The organism is Actinoallomurus rhizosphaericola, from assembly GCF_024055675.1.
Lineage (GTDB): Bacteria > Actinomycetota > Actinomycetes > Streptosporangiales > Streptosporangiaceae > Actinoallomurus > Actinoallomurus soli.
Genome location: NZ_JAMXMW010000011.1, coordinates 259343 through 274332, shown reverse-complemented (window position 1 = coordinate 274332; position 14990 = coordinate 259343). Strand labels below are relative to the sequence as shown.

Here is a 14990-nt window from a genome sequence, read left to right as displayed (position 1 = left end):
ATCAGTCCAGGGTGAAGTAGTCGGGACCGCCGTACACGCCGGTCGTGAGCTTGCGGCGCTGCATCAGCAGGTCGTTGAGGAGGCTGGACGCGCCGAGCCGGAACCAGTCGGGCGTGAGCCAGTCCGGCCCGGCCGTCTCGTTCACGAGCACGAGGTACTTCACGGCGTCCTTGGTCGTACGGATGCCGCCCGCCGGCTTGACGCCCACCTGGCGGCCGGTCGCCGCGCGGAAGTCGCGCACGGCCTCCAGCATGACCAGGGTGACCGGCAGGGTGGCGGCCGGGCTCACCTTGCCCGTGCTCGTCTTGATGAAGTCGGCGCCGGCCAGCATCGCCAGCCACGACGCGCGCCGTACGTTGTCGTAGGTGGCCAGTTCGCCGGTCTCCAGGATGACCTTCAGGTGCGCGTCGCCGCACTCGGCCTTGACCGCGACGATCTCGTCGGACACCTTGCGGTAATCGCCGGCGAGGAACGCGCCGCGGTCGATCACCATGTCGATCTCGGAGGCGCCGTCGTCGATCGCCCGGCGGGTGTCGGCGAGCTTGGCGTCGAGCGGCGCCCGCCCCGACGGGAACGCGGTCGCGACGCTCGCGACCCCGATCCCCGTGCCGTCCAGGGCGCGCACCGCCTCGCCGACGAGATCGGAGTAGACGCAGACCGCCGCGACCTTCGGCGCGCTCGCGTCGGCCGGGTCCGGATGGGCCGCCTTCGCGCACAGGGCCCGCACCTTGCCGGGGGTGTCCGCGCCCTCGAGCGTCGTCAGATCGACCATCGAGATCGCCAGGTCGATCGCGTACGCCTTCGCCGACTTCTTGATCGAACGGGTCGCCAACCGCGCGGCCCGCTCCTCCGCTCCCACCTGGTCCACCGGCGGCAGACCGTGCAGGAAGCCGCGGAGCTCGGCCGGTGATACGGCCGTGTCCGCGAAGGTCGACAGGTCAGGCACGTCTCCCCCTGTGTTCGAGTGTCGATCGAGGATAAGCGCCGCCGTGCGGATGTTGACCACCGGGAGTCGCGCGATCCCCCAAGATTCAACAACCTACGCATAACGGACGGCAACACCACGACGACCGGCCTCAGAGCCGCAGGCGTGCGCTCACCCCGTCTCTTCACCGAGGTCCACGCCGAGTTGGCGGGCCGCCGCGTCAACGGTCTGCTCGAGCAGGACGGCGATCGTCATGGGGCCGACGCCGCCGGGCACGGGGGTGATGAGGCCCGCGCGGGTCCGGGCGGTCTCGAAGTCCACGTCCCCGACGTTGCCGGGGTTGGACCCGGCGTCGATCACGACGGCTCCGGGCTTGACGTCCTCGCCCCGGATGAACCGCGGCCGGCCGACGGCGGCGACCAGGATGTCGGCCTGCCGCACGATCGAGGCCAGGCCGGCGGTGCGCGAGTGGCAGTACGTGACCGTGGCGTCCCCGGCCAGCAGCATCATCCCGACCGGCCTGCCGAGGATGGCGCTGCGGCCGACCACCACGGCGTGCCGGCCGGCCAGGTCGACGCCGTACTCCTCCAGCAGCCGCATGATGCCGCCGGGGGTGCAGGACGCGAAGCCCGGCAGCCCGAAGCTCATCGCGCCGAACGACTGCAGGGTGAGACCGTCGACGTCCTTGTGCGGCGCGATGGCCTCGAACGCGGCGCGCTCGTCGATGTGCGGCCCGGCCGGGTGCTGCAGCAGGATGCCGTGCACCCCGGGGTCCTGCGAAAGGGCGGTGACGGCGTCGACCAGTTCGGCCGTGGTGGTCGTGGCCGGCAGTCCCACGTGCCGCGAGGCGATGCCGGCCTTCTCGCACCGGGCGCGCTTCATGCGGACGTACGTCACGGACGCGGGGTCGTCGCCGACCAGCACGGTCGCCAGGCACGGCGGCGTGCCGGCCTCCCGGGTGATCCACGCGGCCCTGGCGGCGCTGCGCTCGACGATGCGGCGGGCCGGGCCGGTGCCGTCCATGAGACGGGCGGTCTGCGGCTGGGTCATGGGCTGCTCCTGAACGGTCGAAGTGACTCGGCCCAGGCGCACGACCAACATGTGTGCGGGCCGCTCCCCGGTGGTGCTCCACCTCAGCGCCAGTCGCGACCCGAGTCGTACCGTACCGCCCCTCGATGATCACTGGCGGCCACTGCCGATAGGCGGCAGTGGGCGCCGGTGATACCGCTCCCGCGCCGTCATGCCACACCGGGCACTCTCGCGCCGGCCGCCGTCATGTCAGACCGGACGCCTCGCCGTGTCAGGCCTTGTCGAAGTCGGTGGAGAAGGTGACCGACTCCCACTTGTCCAGCTCCGCCGTCTGCCGGGCCAGCTTCTGGCGGATCAGCTCGAGAGCGTCGCCGCCGAGCACCAGCCGCAGCGGCGGCTCGGGCTCATCGAGCATTCGGATGATGGTCTGGGCGGCCTTCGCCGGGTCGCCGGGCTGGTTGCCGTTGAGCCCGGAGAACAACGCGCGAACCGGGTCGATGGACGGCGCGTAGTCCCCGATCCGCGCCGCGGCCATCACCATCGAGTCACCCGCCCACTTGGTACGAAAGTTACCCGGTTCGATGATCGTTACCTTGGCGCCGATCGGCCGCACCTCCGCGGCCAGCGCCTCGGAGAAGCCCTCCAAGGCGAACTTGCTCGCGTCGTACCAGGCAAGGCCAGGCGCGCCGAACTGGCCGGCGACCGAGGAGATCATGAAGATGTGCCCGGAGCGCTGGGCCCTCAGCACCGGGAGCACGGCGCGGGTCACGTTGAAGACGCCAAAGGTGTTCACCTCGAGCTGCGACCTGATCTGGTCCTCGGTGGCCTCCTCAACGCCGCCGAGCAGGCCGAAGCCCGCGTTGTTGACCACGGCGTCGATGCGGCCGAACCCCTGCGCGGCGGCCTCGACGACCTCGTGCACGTCCTTCGTCGAGGTCACGTCCGTCCTGACCACCTTGACCCGGTCTGGCGCCTCGGCCACCAGGTCATCGTTGGTCTCCGGCCGCCGCACCGCCGCCACAAGGCGGTCGCCCCGGGCCACCACCGCCTCGGCGAGCGCCCTCCCCAGGCCACTGGACGTGCCGGTGATCAGCCAGACCCGGCCATCACTGGTCTCTGCCATTGTCAGGTCCCCTTGTTCGCGATAGACGGCGACACGACCACGGCATTTCCACCGTCGCCTCACGCCAATCGACTGACGAACTTCCCGGGTCAGGTTACTCAGAGGCCGTCACCCCGAGCGGATATCCGCGGAGGAGATTGATCCAACTTAATTGTGGGTCGACGCCCACCGCTTGTTGAGATGAAGCCTCGGTCAAGACCTAACAGGCGTCGACGATCCCGCTCGGTTCGGCGCTCGACCTGAGCGCGACTCTCAAGTCGCTACGGTCGGGGCGCCGTGCTCCCGCCGGCCGGCCGCGCTCCCGTCGCCGTGCCCGCGAATAACAATGATCCCGTGTTAATTCACACCGAAACCGTGTCATGTGGGTGGTGTGCACGGCCGATCAGGCCGCTAGCGTAGGAGCCCCCATTTCACCTTGGCCGCACGGGCGCCACCCCCACCATGCACTTCTGCCTATACCTTCTCCAGCAACCGACATTCAATTGATGACAATCGGAACCGAGGGAATATCGTGAACGAGGAACTGTCATGAGTCAGGGCACGGCCTCGGCCGGCGGCGGTGTCAGGGGCGTCCCTTCCGAGAAGCGAGCCGGCCGGCACTCCTCGTTGGTCCTGCTCGTGGTGTCCACGGCGATCCTGCTCGACGCTCTGGATCTGTCCATCACTCAGGTCGCGCTCCCCGACATTCGCAGAAGCCTCGACTTGTCCACGTCCGGCGTGCAGTGGACCGTCAACGCCTACGTCCTCACCTACGCCGGCTTCCTTCTCTTCGGTGGCCGCGCCGCCGACCTGCTGGGCGCCCGCCGCGTCTTCCTCTTCGGCCTGACCGTCTTCGGCGTCATGTCACTGGTCGCCGGGCTCTCGCCGAACGCGGTCGTGGTCATCCTCGCCCGCGCCATCCAGGGCATCGGCGCCGCTCTCACCGTGCCCTCCAGCGTCGCGATCATCGCCGGCACGTTCGCCGAGGGCCCTGAGCGCAACCGCGCCTTCGGTGTCTTCTCCGCGGCCGCCGCCTCCGGGTTCTCCGCCGGACTGATCCTCGGCGGCGTCCTCACCGACCTGCTCAACTGGCGATGGATCTTCTTCGTGAAGGTCCCGATCGTGGCCGCCACACTGATCATCGCGGTCCGCGTCATCCCCCGCAGCACCGAGACCATTGACCGCTCGCGCAGCTACGATCTGCTCGGCGGCGTGCTCGGCACCGCCGGTCTACTGCTCATCGCGTTCGCCGTCACGCAGATCGCCGACCCCACCGTCCCGGTGCCTCTGGTCATCGCCTCCGCGGTCGCCGCCGTGGTCCTGCTGATCGCGTTCGTCGTCAACGAGGCCAAGCACCCCGATCCCCTCCTGCCTCTGGGAATCTTCCGGATGCCGACCCTCCGCAACGCCGACATCTCATCGCTGGCCGTGCTGGCCGCCCCGTTCGGCTACTCCTACGTGGTCACCCTCTACACGCAGGAGGTTCTGCACTACTCGCCGCTGAAGACCGGTCTGGCGCTGCTGCCGGCGGCAGTGGTGTCCGCCCTCGTATCCCGCTACATGGCGCCGGCCCTCATCCGCCGCTACGGCATGCGCATCACCGGCAGCCTCGCCGGCCTGTTCCTGGTCGCCGTCGGATTCCTCATGCTGGCCCTTGTCGACGTCGACACCGGCTACGCCACCGTGCTGCTGCCTTCATCGATCATCTGCCTGGGTCTCGGCGTGGGCAACGCCTACCCGACCTACGCCATCGGCGGTGTGACCGGGGTCGGCATCTCACGGCAGGGTCTGGCGGCCGGCATCCAGCAGACCTCCCTCCAGGTCGGCGGTGGGCTCGGCCTCGCCCTGGTGGCCACCGGCGTGAGCGCCTCGCTCGACGGCAGGACCGACCCGGACGACTACATCCCCGCCCTGCACGTCGGCGCCATCGTCGGTACCGTCATCACACTGCTCGGCGCGGTCGTCACCCTCCTCGGCCGGATGGACGCCCCCGAGGCGGTCGCCGAAGAACAAGAGCAGGCGGCGACGGCGTAGACCCCCTCCTGAGCACCTCCGTGAAATAAGCCCGCCCCCGGCCGCGCGACGAAGGCCTCGTCCACTCGGCGGCTCCCGTGACCTGCGCCGGCTTCCGGGTCGATGCGACTGCGGGTGTGCCCTGGCCGTGGCCGTCGGGAAGGTCGGTGGCACCGATCATGCCTGGTGGGTAAAGTTGCCAGTTGACATGGGACCGGAACTCAAGCATCTCCGGTATTTCGTCGCCGTGGCGGAGGACCTGAGTTTCTCCGGGGCCGCCCGGCGGCTTTATGTCTCGCAGCAGGCGCTGAGCCGCATCATCCAGCAACTCGAACACCAGCTCGGCGTCAAGCTGTTCGAGCGCACCACCCGCAGCGTGCGGCTGACCTCCGCGGGTCAGGCGATGCTCGGCCCCGCGCGGCAGTCGATCGCCGCGGCCGAGGACGCGCTCAAGGCCGCCCAGCGGGCCGGCGACGACGGGTATCAGCGCTCGCTGCGGGTCGACATCTCCTCCAGCGGCCTGCAGACCGGGGCGGTCCTGCTGCGCCACTTCCGGCAACTGCACCCGCGGATACCGGTGTTGCAGATCGAGGAGGGCGTCACCCACGGCCTGGTGGCCCTGCAGGAGGGCCGCCTCGACGTGCTGCTCGGGCTGGCCACCCACTGTCCGATCGAGATTCGGGCCGAGGTGATCCGGCGCGAGACGATCATTCTGGGCATGGCCGCCGACCATCCGCTCGCGGATCTGGAGGTCGTGCCGGTGGCGCGGCTGGCCGACTTTGAGCTGTTGCTGCCCACCGAAGAGGTGGCCGTCGAGTGGGTCGAGTTCGTCGCGCAGTTCTGCCGGCAGGCGGGCATCCGAGTGCGCAGGTGGCCGGGCGTCACTTACGGCCCGCACGGCGCGGCGGACGTGCTGCGCGAGAGGCTCTGCGTCACACCGACGACGCGCTGGAACGAACCGCCTGCCGACGTGGTGTTCCGCCCGCTCGTCGAGCCTGTGCCGGTGTTCAGCTGGGCCATGATGATCGCACCTGCCGTCGAGAACACGCCTCAGGTCAGAGCCTTCGTCGAGTGCACCCGCCTGGTCGCCGAACAGTACGACTGGCTGCTGCCACGCGAAGACGACATGTTCCGGGGAGCCGACGCGACGTCGTGAAGTCTGCCGCCGTTCGGCTTGACGTGCCTCGTCCCGGTCGACCCCGCGGTGGCCGGCGCTCCGATGATCACTGCGGTCACTGCCGATAGGCGGCAGCGGACGCCAGTGAAATCGTCCTGGCTCGATAATCGGTTCGCGTCTCCTCAACGGCTCAGTACGGTTGCCGGGTGATCATTGGAGCGACCTGGGTGATCGGGCCCGAACCGGTCGGGACGGCGGGGCTGTTGCGGACCTACTTCACGGACGTCGCCTCGCGCTATTACGGCAGGCCGGCCACCGAGGCCGAGGTCGACGCCGCGATGGCCGAGGACCCCAGCGACGATCTGGCCTGTTTCCTGGTGGGGCGGTACGAGGGGGTGCCGTCGGGCTGCGTGGGCCTGCGGCTGATCGCCCCGGACGTCGCGGAGCTGACCCGGCTGTACGTCCTCCCGGCGGCGCGGCGTACCGGCGGCGGCCGCGCTCTGCTGGAGGCGGCGGAGGACGCGGCCGTCCGGCTCGGCGCGCGCACGATGCGCCTCGACACCCGCCGCGACCTGGTCGAGGCCCGCGCCCTGTACGCCGCCGCCGGATACCGGGAGATCGAGCCGTACAACCACGGCCCGTACGCCGACCACTGGTTCGAGAAGCACCTCGGCCGCTGAGGAGCGAGGACGCGGCATGAGCGGTGGCTGGACGGCCGAACTGGTCCTGGGCGGGATCGTCCTGGCGGGCGCGTCCGTGCAGCGGCTCGCGGGCATCGGCTTCGCACTGGTCGCGGCGCCCGCGCTCGTGCTGCTCCTCGGCCCCGCGCAGGGGGTCCTCCTGTCGAACGCGGCGTCCGGCGCCATCAGCCTGATCGGCCTGGCCGACGGATGGCGGCGGGTGCGGCTGCGGGCCATGGTGCCGCTGGTCGCCGCGGCCGCGTGCGCCGTTCCCGCCGGGGCGTGGGTGGCCGCCCGCCTTCCGCAGGACGTGCTGCTCGCCGGGATGGGCGCGCTGGTGAGCGCGGCGGTGCTGCTCGTGGCGTACGGCGCCCGGCTGTCCGCCCTGCGCGGATCCTCCGGGGCGCTGGCCGCCGGGGCCGCCAGCGGCTTCATGAACTCCGCGGCCGGTGTCGGCGGACCCGCGATGTCGCTGTACGCGGTCAACGCCGACTGGCCGGTGCGCGAGTTCGTGCCGAACGCCCAGTTCTACGGCGTCACCGTCAACGCCCTGTCCCTCCTGGTCAAGGGCGCCCCTCGGCTCACCTCCCCGGTCTGGCTGCTGGTCGCGGCCGGCATCGCGGGCGGCGCCGTCGCCGGGAAGGCGCTCGCGGACCGGATACCGGAGGCACGGGCGCGCCGGCTCGTGCTGCTGCTCGCGCTCGCCGGCGGCCTCACCACGGCGGCCAAGGGCCTGTGGGAGCTCACCGCTCACTGATCGTGGGCGGTCGCCGCGTCCTCCGGCAGTCGGCGACCGCCGGCGACCGGTCGGCCGGCGCGGCGCCGCAACCGCTCAGCGCAGATGGCCGACGCGGCGTCGCGGCCGCTCAGCGGAGGTGGCCGGACGCTCGCAGGTCGTCGAAGATGAGCTGATCGACCGGGGACACCCGGTCGCGGTCGGCGTAGGAGAGCCAGACGACCTCCTCGATCTCGCTGCTGGGCGCGAGGGTGCCGCGGTAGTCGCCGGTGTAGCAGGTCATCCGCACCGTCATGCCGTCCGGGTGGCCGTGCGCCTGCGCCTCGTACGTGCCCAGGTGCGCCACCGTCTCGGGCACGATCAGGACGGTGAGTTCTTCCCGCACCTCGCGGGCCAGGGTCTGCGCGTCGCTCTCCCCGGCCTCGCGCTTCCCACCGGGGAAGTAGTAGGCGTCCTTGCCACGCGAACGCGTGCTGAGGACCCTGCCGTCCTCGACCCTGACCCACGCCACCTTGTCGATGACCGACATCTCGCCTGCTCCGATCCCCGGACGACCCTGACCCGCCCGAATCTACCGAGCGGGGAACCCGCCGTTCGGCGGCGGTCGGCGTCGAACCGGGCGGGGGCGGGCGGCTCGGGGCCGCGCGGGCGTCTCATGCCCTCCGGCGCGTCGCCGGCCGCCCCGAGCCTCTACCGGGTCATCGTGCGTCTCCGCCGGTCCCGGGGCGGCGCTCCGGGGCGCCGGGGACGGCGTCGCGCTCGCCGGGGGCGATGATGCCCGCGCCGGTGTCGCGCGGGGTGCGCTGGACGGCGTTCAGGACGTGGTAACCCAGCAGCACGGCGACGGTACCGAGGGCGATGCCCTGCAGCGGGAAGTCCCCGGTGATCTTCAGGGTGACGTTGCCGATGGCCAGGATGAGTCCGGCCGCGACGGGCACGAGGTTGACCGGGTCGCCGAAGTCGACGCGGTTCTCGATCCAGATCTTGGCGCCGAGCAGGCCGATCATGCCGTACAGCACGACGGTGATGCCGCCGAGGACGCCGCCGGGGGTGGCGGCCACCAGCGCGCCGAACTTCGGGCACAGGCCGACGAGGATCGCGACGATCGCGGCGACGTAGTAGGCGGCGGTCGAGTAGATCCGCGTGGCGGCCATGACGCCGATGTTCTCGGCGTACGTCGTGGTCGGGGCGCCGCCGACCGCGGTGGCGAGCACGGTGGTGGCGCCGTCGGCGGCGATGGCGCGGCCGAGGTACGGGTCGAGGTCGGCGCCGGTCATCGCGGCGACGGCCTTGACGTGGCCGGTGTTCTCCGCGATCAGCGCGATCACCGGGGGCAGCGCCACGAGGATGGCCGAGGTCTTGAAGTCCGGGGCGTGGAAGTGCGGGAGGCCGAACCAGTCCGCCCCCTTCACGCCGCTCAGGTTCACGCGGAAGTGGGAGGTGACCTTGCCGGTGCCGTCGGGGGCGGTGATCCGGCCGGCCGTCCTGTCCAGGATCCACGACAGCAGGAAGCCGAAGACCAGGCCGATGAGGACCGCGATCCGCGACCAGAACCCGCGCAGGACCACGGCGCACAGGACGACGACGCCCAGGGTGGCGAGCGCGACCCACTGGTCCTGCGGCCAGTAGGTGTCGGCGACGACGGGCGCGAGGTTGAAGCCGATCAGCATGACCACCGCGCCGGTGACCACCGGCGGGAAGATCCGGTGGATGACCTGCGCGCCCAGGACGTGGATGACCACGCCGACGACGGCCAGGACCGCGCCGGCGACGAGGATCGCGCCGGTCACCTGGGCGGTGCCGCCGCCGGCCGCGCGGATGGACGCGACGGCACCGACGAAGGACGCGCTGCTCCCGAGGTAACTCGGCACCTTCCCGGCGGAGACGAGCAGGAACAGGATGGTCGCGATCCCGGACATCAGGATCGCCAGGTTCGGGTCGAGTCCCATCACGACCGGGAACACGAACGTGGCGCCGAACATGGCGACCACGTGCTGGGCGCCGATGCCGACGGTGCGGCCCCAGGTCAGGCGCTCGTCCGGTCCGACGACCTCGCCGGGCGCGGGGGTGCGCCCGTCGCCGTGCAGTTTCCAGCCGATCGCCATCAGTCCTCCCGGGGGGTCACCGCGGGCGTGGCGCACCGGCCCGCCCGCGCTGTGGAGCCGAACGCCTGCCCGGCCCGTGTGCGGGCGGTCGGGCCTCAGATCCCCCGCATCCGCAGGACGTGCAGCGCGAGGGTCAGGTTGAGGCGCAGATGGGCGTCGTCGGTGAACGGGCCCAGCAGGCGCTCCAGCTTACCGATGCGGTAACGGAGCGTGTTGTAGTGGAAGTGCAGCCGGCGGGCGGTCTCGGCGACGTTGAGGTTGGTCTCCAGCAGCACCTGGAGGGTGCGCCGCAGGTCGACGGCCTCGGAGTCCTGGTCGCCGGCGAGCTCGCCGAGGGTCTCCTGGACGAAGGCGTGCAGCTCGGCGGTGTCCTCGACCAGGCTGAGCAGCCGGAAGACGCCGAGTTCGTCGAAGTGGACGACGGCCCCGTCGCCGTTCATCTGACGCCCGACGCGTACCGCCCGTAGCGCCTGGTCGTACGCGGACGGCAGCCCGGAGGGCTGCTGGGCCACGCGGCTCACGCCGGTGGAGAAGGTCCGGTCCTGGTCGGCGAAGACGGCGGCGGCGTCCTTGGCCAGCGCCGGCGCGTCGCAGGCGTCGGCGGCGACGACCGCGGCGACCACGCCCGAGAAGCCGGCCACCGCGCCCTTGCGGTCCCGGCGCCGGACCGCCGAGGTCCAGGCGGCCACCAGGCGGTCCTGGAGGACGCGCTCCTCCGGCCCGCGTGCCGGTCCGTGGTCGAGTTCGGCGATGACCACGCTGGCGGGGCGGCCGAGGTCCCAGCCGAAGCTCGCGCTGTGGGCGATCACGCGCTCGTCCGCTCCGGACCGGCCGGTGAGCACGTCGCGCAGGAAGTAGGCCCGGTACTTGCTCTCGACCGCCGACACGGCGTGCTGCCGGGTGAGGACGAGGGCGACGATGGTGGCCACGCGTTCGAGGATGCCGGCGTCGGCCGCCGGGACGCCGAGCACCGCCATCCGCCCGTGGGTGAACCCGCCTGCGACGACGGGCACGATGATGGGCCCGCCGGCTCCGGTCCCCGGGTCGCCGTCCGTGACCGGGCCGCCGGGTACGGGCGCGGTCTCCCCCCGCGCGGCGCCGGCGGGCCACGCCGTGGGGGCGCCGGCCGGTGGGGCGTGATCGACGCCGGCCGGCGCTTCGGGCTCGTCGGCCGGTGGGAGGTCCGAGAGCGCGTCCCGCAGCCGGGCGAGGAGCGCGTCGTCGCCGGAGGCCGCGAGCTGCCGGCCGTCGCCGTCGAGGACGGTCACCGCGGCGCCCAGGAGCTCGGCGACCTCGTCCGTCACCTCCTGCAGGCCGCCGCCGCACAGCACGATCTGCACGAGGGCGCGGTGCACCTCCTCGCCGCGCGCCAGGACGGCGGCCTGGCGGTCGAGGATGCGGGCGAGGACCTGGTTGAGGATGTCGTCGAACCCGGCGTCCTCGGGCAGCCGGATCAGCGGGAAGTCGAGCCGGTCGGCCTGTTCGAGCATCTCGTCCGGCAGGCGGTCGAGGTAGCGGCCGGGTTTGACGGCGAGGGCCGTCAGGTCGCAGGCGTCGAGGTCGGCGACGAGCCGGCCGAGGTTCTCGGGGCTGTGCCGCAGCGGATAGCCGGTGGTCAGCAGGAGTTCGTTCGGCTTGACCCAGCCGCGGACGTCGGGGACTTCTATGACGTTGAGGCGCTGCACGACGCGGTCGAGACCGCCCGCGCCGGCGACGAGCCGGGCGCCCGCCAGTGCCGACAGGCCCAGAACCTCTTCGACGGACAGTCCGTACGCCGGGGTGCCGGAGCCGGTGGAACGCAGAGCCGGAGGACGAGATCCGCACGAAGACGACATAGCCGCCCAATCTGCCGAAGTTGACCCCCGAGTAACGATCACACGATGACGAGAAATACGAACGCTGGCAACCATCCTTGTCAGGATTCTCCATACGGCCATGGCCCGGACCGGTTTACGTTCACGACCGTGACCGACCCCGGCCGGAGCCGCGACCGGGCCTGAGCGACCCGCGTCCGGCGGGCCGGCGGGGCGGTCCGACCCATCGCGCCGCGGGAGGTCCGGATGAGGGCGTCCACCACCACGGGGCGGCGACGCGGCCCGCGCACCGCCCCGGCCCTGAGCCTGCCGGGCGCCGCCAGCCTCGGCGTCCGCGCCGTGCTCGGCGGTCCCCGGCGCGCCGCCCGCGCGGTCGCGGTGTTCCCCGCGACGACCTACCTGAGGGTCGACGGGCCCGCCGAGCCGATCGTCGTCGCGCTCGTCACCACGGACGCCGTGCGACCGCCGAACGCCGTGGTCCTGGCCGTCCCCGCGCGGCAGGAGCCTTTCCGCGGCGTCCGGGAGGGGGACGTGGCGTTCGTCGGTGAGGGCGGCGTGGAGGTCGCGGCCCGGCTCCGGGTACGGATCCGGCGCTGGTGGGACCCGACCCCGGTGCTCGGCCCGCTGTCGCTCGCCCGGCTGGCGCACGGGGCCCGCGCGCTCGGCGACCTCACCGGGCCCTGGGGGCTGAGCGGGCATCCCGTGCCGGACGTCCTCGCCGACAGCTGCGCGGCCGGGGACCTCGCCCACGCCGTCGACGCGGCGGAACGGATCGTCGGGCTCGGCCCGGGCCTCACCCCCAGCGGCGACGACGCGCTGGCCGGTCTCCTGCTCGCGCTGCGCCTGCTCGGCGGGGCGGTCCCCGGCGGCAGCCGGGCCGTACGGCTGGCCGACTGGATCGGCGCCGCCGTCACCGCGTACGCGTGCGAGCGCACGACCGCCCTGGCGGCGACCCTGCTGCAGTGCGCCGCGCGAGGGCAGGCGAGCGTGGAGGCCGCGGCCGTACTGCGCGGCATCGCCGGCCAGGAGGACCTCGCACCCGCCGCACGCCGCCTCGTCGAGGTCGGTCACACCTCCGGCAGCGACGTCGCCTGGGGCCTGCTGACCGGCTGCCGCGCCGCCCTCGCGCTGAGCGGCCCGCACCGGGACGGGCGGACCGCCGCTCCCGGTGAGCCGTGACCGGGGACCGGTGGCCACAATCGACCCATGACACTTTCCGGGAACCAGTACGAGATCGCCGCCGGCCCGTACGCCGCCGTCGTCACCGAGCAGGGCGGTTCGCTGCGGGCACTGTCGAGGGACGGCCGGCCCCTCGTCCTCTCGCACGACGCGGACGTGCAGCCGCCCGCCGCGTCGGGGCAGCTGCTGGCGCCGTGGCCGAACCGGATCGACCGCGGACGCTACGAGTTCGGCGGCGAGGCGTACCAGTTGCCGATCAACGAGCGGGCGCTCGACAACGCCATCCACGGCCTCGTACGGGAGGGCGCGTGGACGGCCGCCGAGCACGAGCCGCACCGGGTGCTCCTCGCGTACCGGCTGCTCGGCCACTCCGGCTATCCGTTCCGGCTGGATCTGACCGTCGAGTACTCCCTCGACGCCGAGGACGGCCTGACCGTACGCCTGTCGGCCCGCAACGCCGGCTCGCGGCCCGCGCCGTACGGGCACGGCGCGCACCCGTACCTCACCCTGGGCCGCCCGCTCGACGAGTGCTCCCTGACCGTCACCGCCGACCGGTACCTGGAGGTCGACGAGCGCGCCGTTCCCGAGTCCGCCGCACGGGACGTCGCCGGGACCCCGTACGACCTGCGGGACGGGCGGCGGCTCGGGGACTCCAAGATCGACAACCCCTTCACGGGCCTGCGCCGGGACGCGGACGGGCGCGCGTGGGTGCGCCTGGAGGACGGGACCCGCGCGGTCGCGCTCTGGGCCGACGAGGCGCATCCGTGGCTGGAGATCTTCACCGCCGACACGGCGCCCGGGGACATGCGCCGCGCGGGCGTGGGAGCCGAGCCGATGACCTGCCCGCCGAACGCGTTCGTCACCGGAACGGACCTGATCACGCTCGAGCCGGGCGCGGAGTTCGGCGGCTCCTGGGGGATCGTCGGCGACTGATCTTCGCGCCGGCGCGAACCGACCGGCGCGAGCGGCGATCACATCTCCCGAAGGCGTTGCACCGGCCCGGGCCCGTCAGCGGCGATCGCCGCCGGCGGGCGGGCCCGGATCGGTAACGTTCCTCATCCGACGCGGTGTCTCTGGAAGGTATTCATGAAGCTGACCCTGTCCTCCGTCGACGACCTGAGCGCCCGGGTGGAGGAGGCGCGCGCGGAGCACGACCGCCGGTACCGCGGCCGGCCGGACCAGCGCCGCCCGGTGCACACCCTGTACGTCCCGGCCGACCGGTTCACCGCGACCACCCCCGCCGACCTGGGCAAAGAAGCGCTGCGACTGCTGGAGACCCACGTCGCGGACGGGGCCTCGGCGGCGGGCGCCTTCGGCATCGACGCGACTCTGGCCGAGACCGTGCGGGAGCGGGTCGCCGCGAAGCTCGCCCGCGAGCCGGTGGAGGACCTGCGCATCGACTTCGAGGACGGGTACGGCGTCCGCGACGACGCGGAGGAGGACGGCCACGTCGCCGCGGCCGTCGAGGCGGTCGCCCAGGCGTACGAGGCGCGCTCCCTCCCCTACTACTGGGGGCTGCGGGTGAAGTCGTTCGCGGACGGCGGGCATCGCCGGGCGATGCGGACCCTCGACGGCTTCCTCACCGGGCTGGCCGAGCGGCTCGGCCGCCTGCCGGGCGGCTTCCTGGTGACCTTCCCCAAGATCGTGACGCCCGAGCACGTGCGGATCTTCGCCGACTTCCTCACCCGTTTCGAGGCGGAGATCGGCCTGCCGGAGGGGCTGCTGCGCCTGGAGGTCCAGATCGAGACCCCGCAGTCGGTCGCCCGTCTCCCGGAGATCGTGGCCGCCGCCGGGGACCGCCTCGGCGCGGCACAGCTCGGCGTGTACGACTACACGGCCGCGTGCGGGCTGCCGCCGTCGGAGCAGCGGCTGGACCACCCGGTCTGCGACCACGCGCGCCACGTCATGCAGGTGACCCTCGCGGGCACCGGCGTCCGCCTGTCCGACGGGGCGACGAAGATCGCTCCGGCCGGCGACGGGACCAAGGACGTGTACAAGGCCTGGCGGCTGCACGCCGGTCTCGTGCGCTACTCCCTGATGAACGGCTTCCCACAGGGCTGCGACCTGCACGTCGCGCAGCTGCCGAGCCGCTACGCCGCGGTGTACGCCTCTCTGCTGAACGGCCTCGACGACGCCGTCGAGCGCCTGCGGGCCGACCGCGCCGGACAGGCCGACGGCGCCTTCGACGGGCCGGGAACGGCCGCGGCGGTGACCGCCCGGCTGCGGCACGCCGTCGACTGCGGCGCGATCGACCGGGAGGACGTCAGCGACCTGATCGGCTGATCGCGGG

General features: G+C 72.5%; 13 protein-coding genes and 1 riboswitch. Of the genes, 7 read left to right on the top strand and 6 right to left on the bottom strand.

The window, feature by feature from the left end; translation table 11 throughout:
- Position 1 precedes the first annotated feature (1 nt).
- The 3 genes from deoC to NE234_RS24900 all read right to left on the bottom strand — a co-directional run bounded on the left by deoC (position 2) and on the right by NE234_RS24900 (position 3077).
- Complete coding sequence (gene deoC / locus NE234_RS24910) at positions 2–946, bottom strand: deoxyribose-phosphate aldolase (RefSeq protein ID WP_252783011.1); 945 nt, start codon at positions 944–946, stop codon at positions 2–4.
- 150 nt (positions 947–1096) lie between these two features.
- A complete protein-coding gene (locus NE234_RS24905; protein ID WP_252783009.1) occupies positions 1097–1975 on the bottom strand; it encodes a bifunctional 5,10-methylenetetrahydrofolate dehydrogenase/5,10-methenyltetrahydrofolate cyclohydrolase in 879 nt (292 codons plus the stop codon).
- Positions 1976–1998: 23 nt separating this feature from the next.
- Positions 1999–2082: riboswitch (ZMP/ZTP riboswitch) on the bottom strand.
- 143 nt (positions 2083–2225) lie between these two features.
- Positions 2226–3077, bottom strand: a complete 852-nt coding sequence (locus NE234_RS24900) for an oxidoreductase (protein WP_252783008.1) — start codon at positions 3075–3077, stop codon at positions 2226–2228.
- Between the two features lie 528 nt (positions 3078–3605).
- Between NE234_RS24900 and NE234_RS24895 the strand changes: the two genes are divergently transcribed.
- The 4 genes from NE234_RS24895 to NE234_RS24880 all read left to right on the top strand — a co-directional run bounded on the left by NE234_RS24895 (position 3606) and on the right by NE234_RS24880 (position 7623).
- Entirely contained in the window at positions 3606–5090 is a 1485-nt protein-coding gene (locus tag NE234_RS24895; RefSeq protein WP_252783007.1) for an MFS transporter, read from the top strand.
- Between the two features lie 127 nt (positions 5091–5217).
- Positions 5218–6225: a LysR family transcriptional regulator gene (locus tag NE234_RS24890; RefSeq protein WP_252783006.1), complete on the top strand. Its 1008-nt coding sequence runs from the start codon at positions 5218–5220 to the stop codon at positions 6223–6225.
- Between the two features lie 167 nt (positions 6226–6392).
- Positions 6393–6866 carry a GNAT family N-acetyltransferase gene (locus tag NE234_RS24885; protein ID WP_252783004.1) on the top strand — a complete coding sequence of 158 codons (474 nt, stop codon included), beginning with the start codon at positions 6393–6395 and terminating at the stop codon, positions 6864–6866.
- Positions 6867–6882: 16 nt separating this feature from the next.
- A complete protein-coding gene (locus tag NE234_RS24880; protein ID WP_252783003.1) occupies positions 6883–7623 on the top strand; it encodes a sulfite exporter TauE/SafE family protein in 741 nt (246 codons plus the stop codon).
- Positions 7624–7732: 109 nt separating this feature from the next.
- Here NE234_RS24880 and NE234_RS24875 read toward each other — a convergent pair whose 3' ends face one another.
- From NE234_RS24875 to NE234_RS24865, 3 genes are all read right to left on the bottom strand, one after another.
- A complete protein-coding gene (locus NE234_RS24875) occupies positions 7733–8131 on the bottom strand; it encodes an NUDIX hydrolase (protein WP_252783001.1) in 399 nt (132 codons plus the stop codon).
- 169 nt (positions 8132–8300) lie between these two features.
- Positions 8301–9707 (bottom strand): uracil-xanthine permease family protein, encoded by a 1407-nt coding sequence (locus NE234_RS24870; RefSeq protein WP_252783000.1) that lies wholly within the window; start codon positions 9705–9707, stop codon positions 8301–8303.
- Between the two features lie 95 nt (positions 9708–9802).
- Complete coding sequence (locus NE234_RS24865; RefSeq protein ID WP_252782999.1) at positions 9803–11542, bottom strand: PucR family transcriptional regulator; 1740 nt, start codon at positions 11540–11542, stop codon at positions 9803–9805.
- Positions 11543–11767: 225 nt separating this feature from the next.
- Here NE234_RS24865 and NE234_RS24860 point away from each other — a divergent pair, with 225 nt between their 5' ends.
- The 3 genes from NE234_RS24860 to NE234_RS24850 all read left to right on the top strand — a co-directional run bounded on the left by NE234_RS24860 (position 11768) and on the right by NE234_RS24850 (position 14983).
- Positions 11768–12700: an oxamate carbamoyltransferase subunit AllH family protein gene (locus tag NE234_RS24860; RefSeq protein ID WP_252782997.1), complete on the top strand. Its 933-nt coding sequence runs from the start codon at positions 11768–11770 to the stop codon at positions 12698–12700.
- Positions 12701–12727: 27 nt separating this feature from the next.
- Positions 12728–13633, top strand: coding sequence for an aldose 1-epimerase family protein (locus tag NE234_RS24855; protein ID WP_252782995.1), 906 nt, complete (start codon positions 12728–12730; stop codon positions 13631–13633).
- 153 nt (positions 13634–13786) lie between these two features.
- A complete protein-coding gene (locus NE234_RS24850) occupies positions 13787–14983 on the top strand; it encodes a DUF6986 family protein (RefSeq protein ID WP_252782993.1) in 1197 nt (398 codons plus the stop codon).
- Positions 14984–14990: the final 7 nt, after the last annotated feature.

Coding starts and splice junctions, on each gene's coding strand:
- NE234_RS24870 (WP_252783000.1), bottom strand. CDS start 9,707: ATGGCGATCGGCTGGAAACTGCACGGCGACGGGCGCACCCCCGCGCCC.
- NE234_RS24905 (WP_252783009.1), bottom strand. CDS start 1,975: ATGACCCAGCCGCAGACCGCCCGTCTCATGGACGGCACCGGCCCGGCC.
- NE234_RS24875 (WP_252783001.1), bottom strand. CDS start 8,131: ATGTCGGTCATCGACAAGGTGGCGTGGGTCAGGGTCGAGGACGGCAGG.
- NE234_RS24900 (WP_252783008.1), bottom strand. CDS start 3,077: ATGGCAGAGACCAGTGATGGCCGGGTCTGGCTGATCACCGGCACGTCC.
- NE234_RS24895 (WP_252783007.1), top strand. CDS start 3,606: ATGAGTCAGGGCACGGCCTCGGCCGGCGGCGGTGTCAGGGGCGTCCCT.
- NE234_RS24855 (WP_252782995.1), top strand. CDS start 12,728: ATGACACTTTCCGGGAACCAGTACGAGATCGCCGCCGGCCCGTACGCC.
- NE234_RS24850 (WP_252782993.1), top strand. CDS start 13,787: ATGAAGCTGACCCTGTCCTCCGTCGACGACCTGAGCGCCCGGGTGGAG.
- NE234_RS24880 (WP_252783003.1), top strand. CDS start 6,883: ATGAGCGGTGGCTGGACGGCCGAACTGGTCCTGGGCGGGATCGTCCTG.
- NE234_RS24860 (WP_252782997.1), top strand. CDS start 11,768: ATGAGGGCGTCCACCACCACGGGGCGGCGACGCGGCCCGCGCACCGCC.
- NE234_RS24865 (WP_252782999.1), bottom strand. CDS start 11,542: ATGTCGTCTTCGTGCGGATCTCGTCCTCCGGCTCTGCGTTCCACCGGC.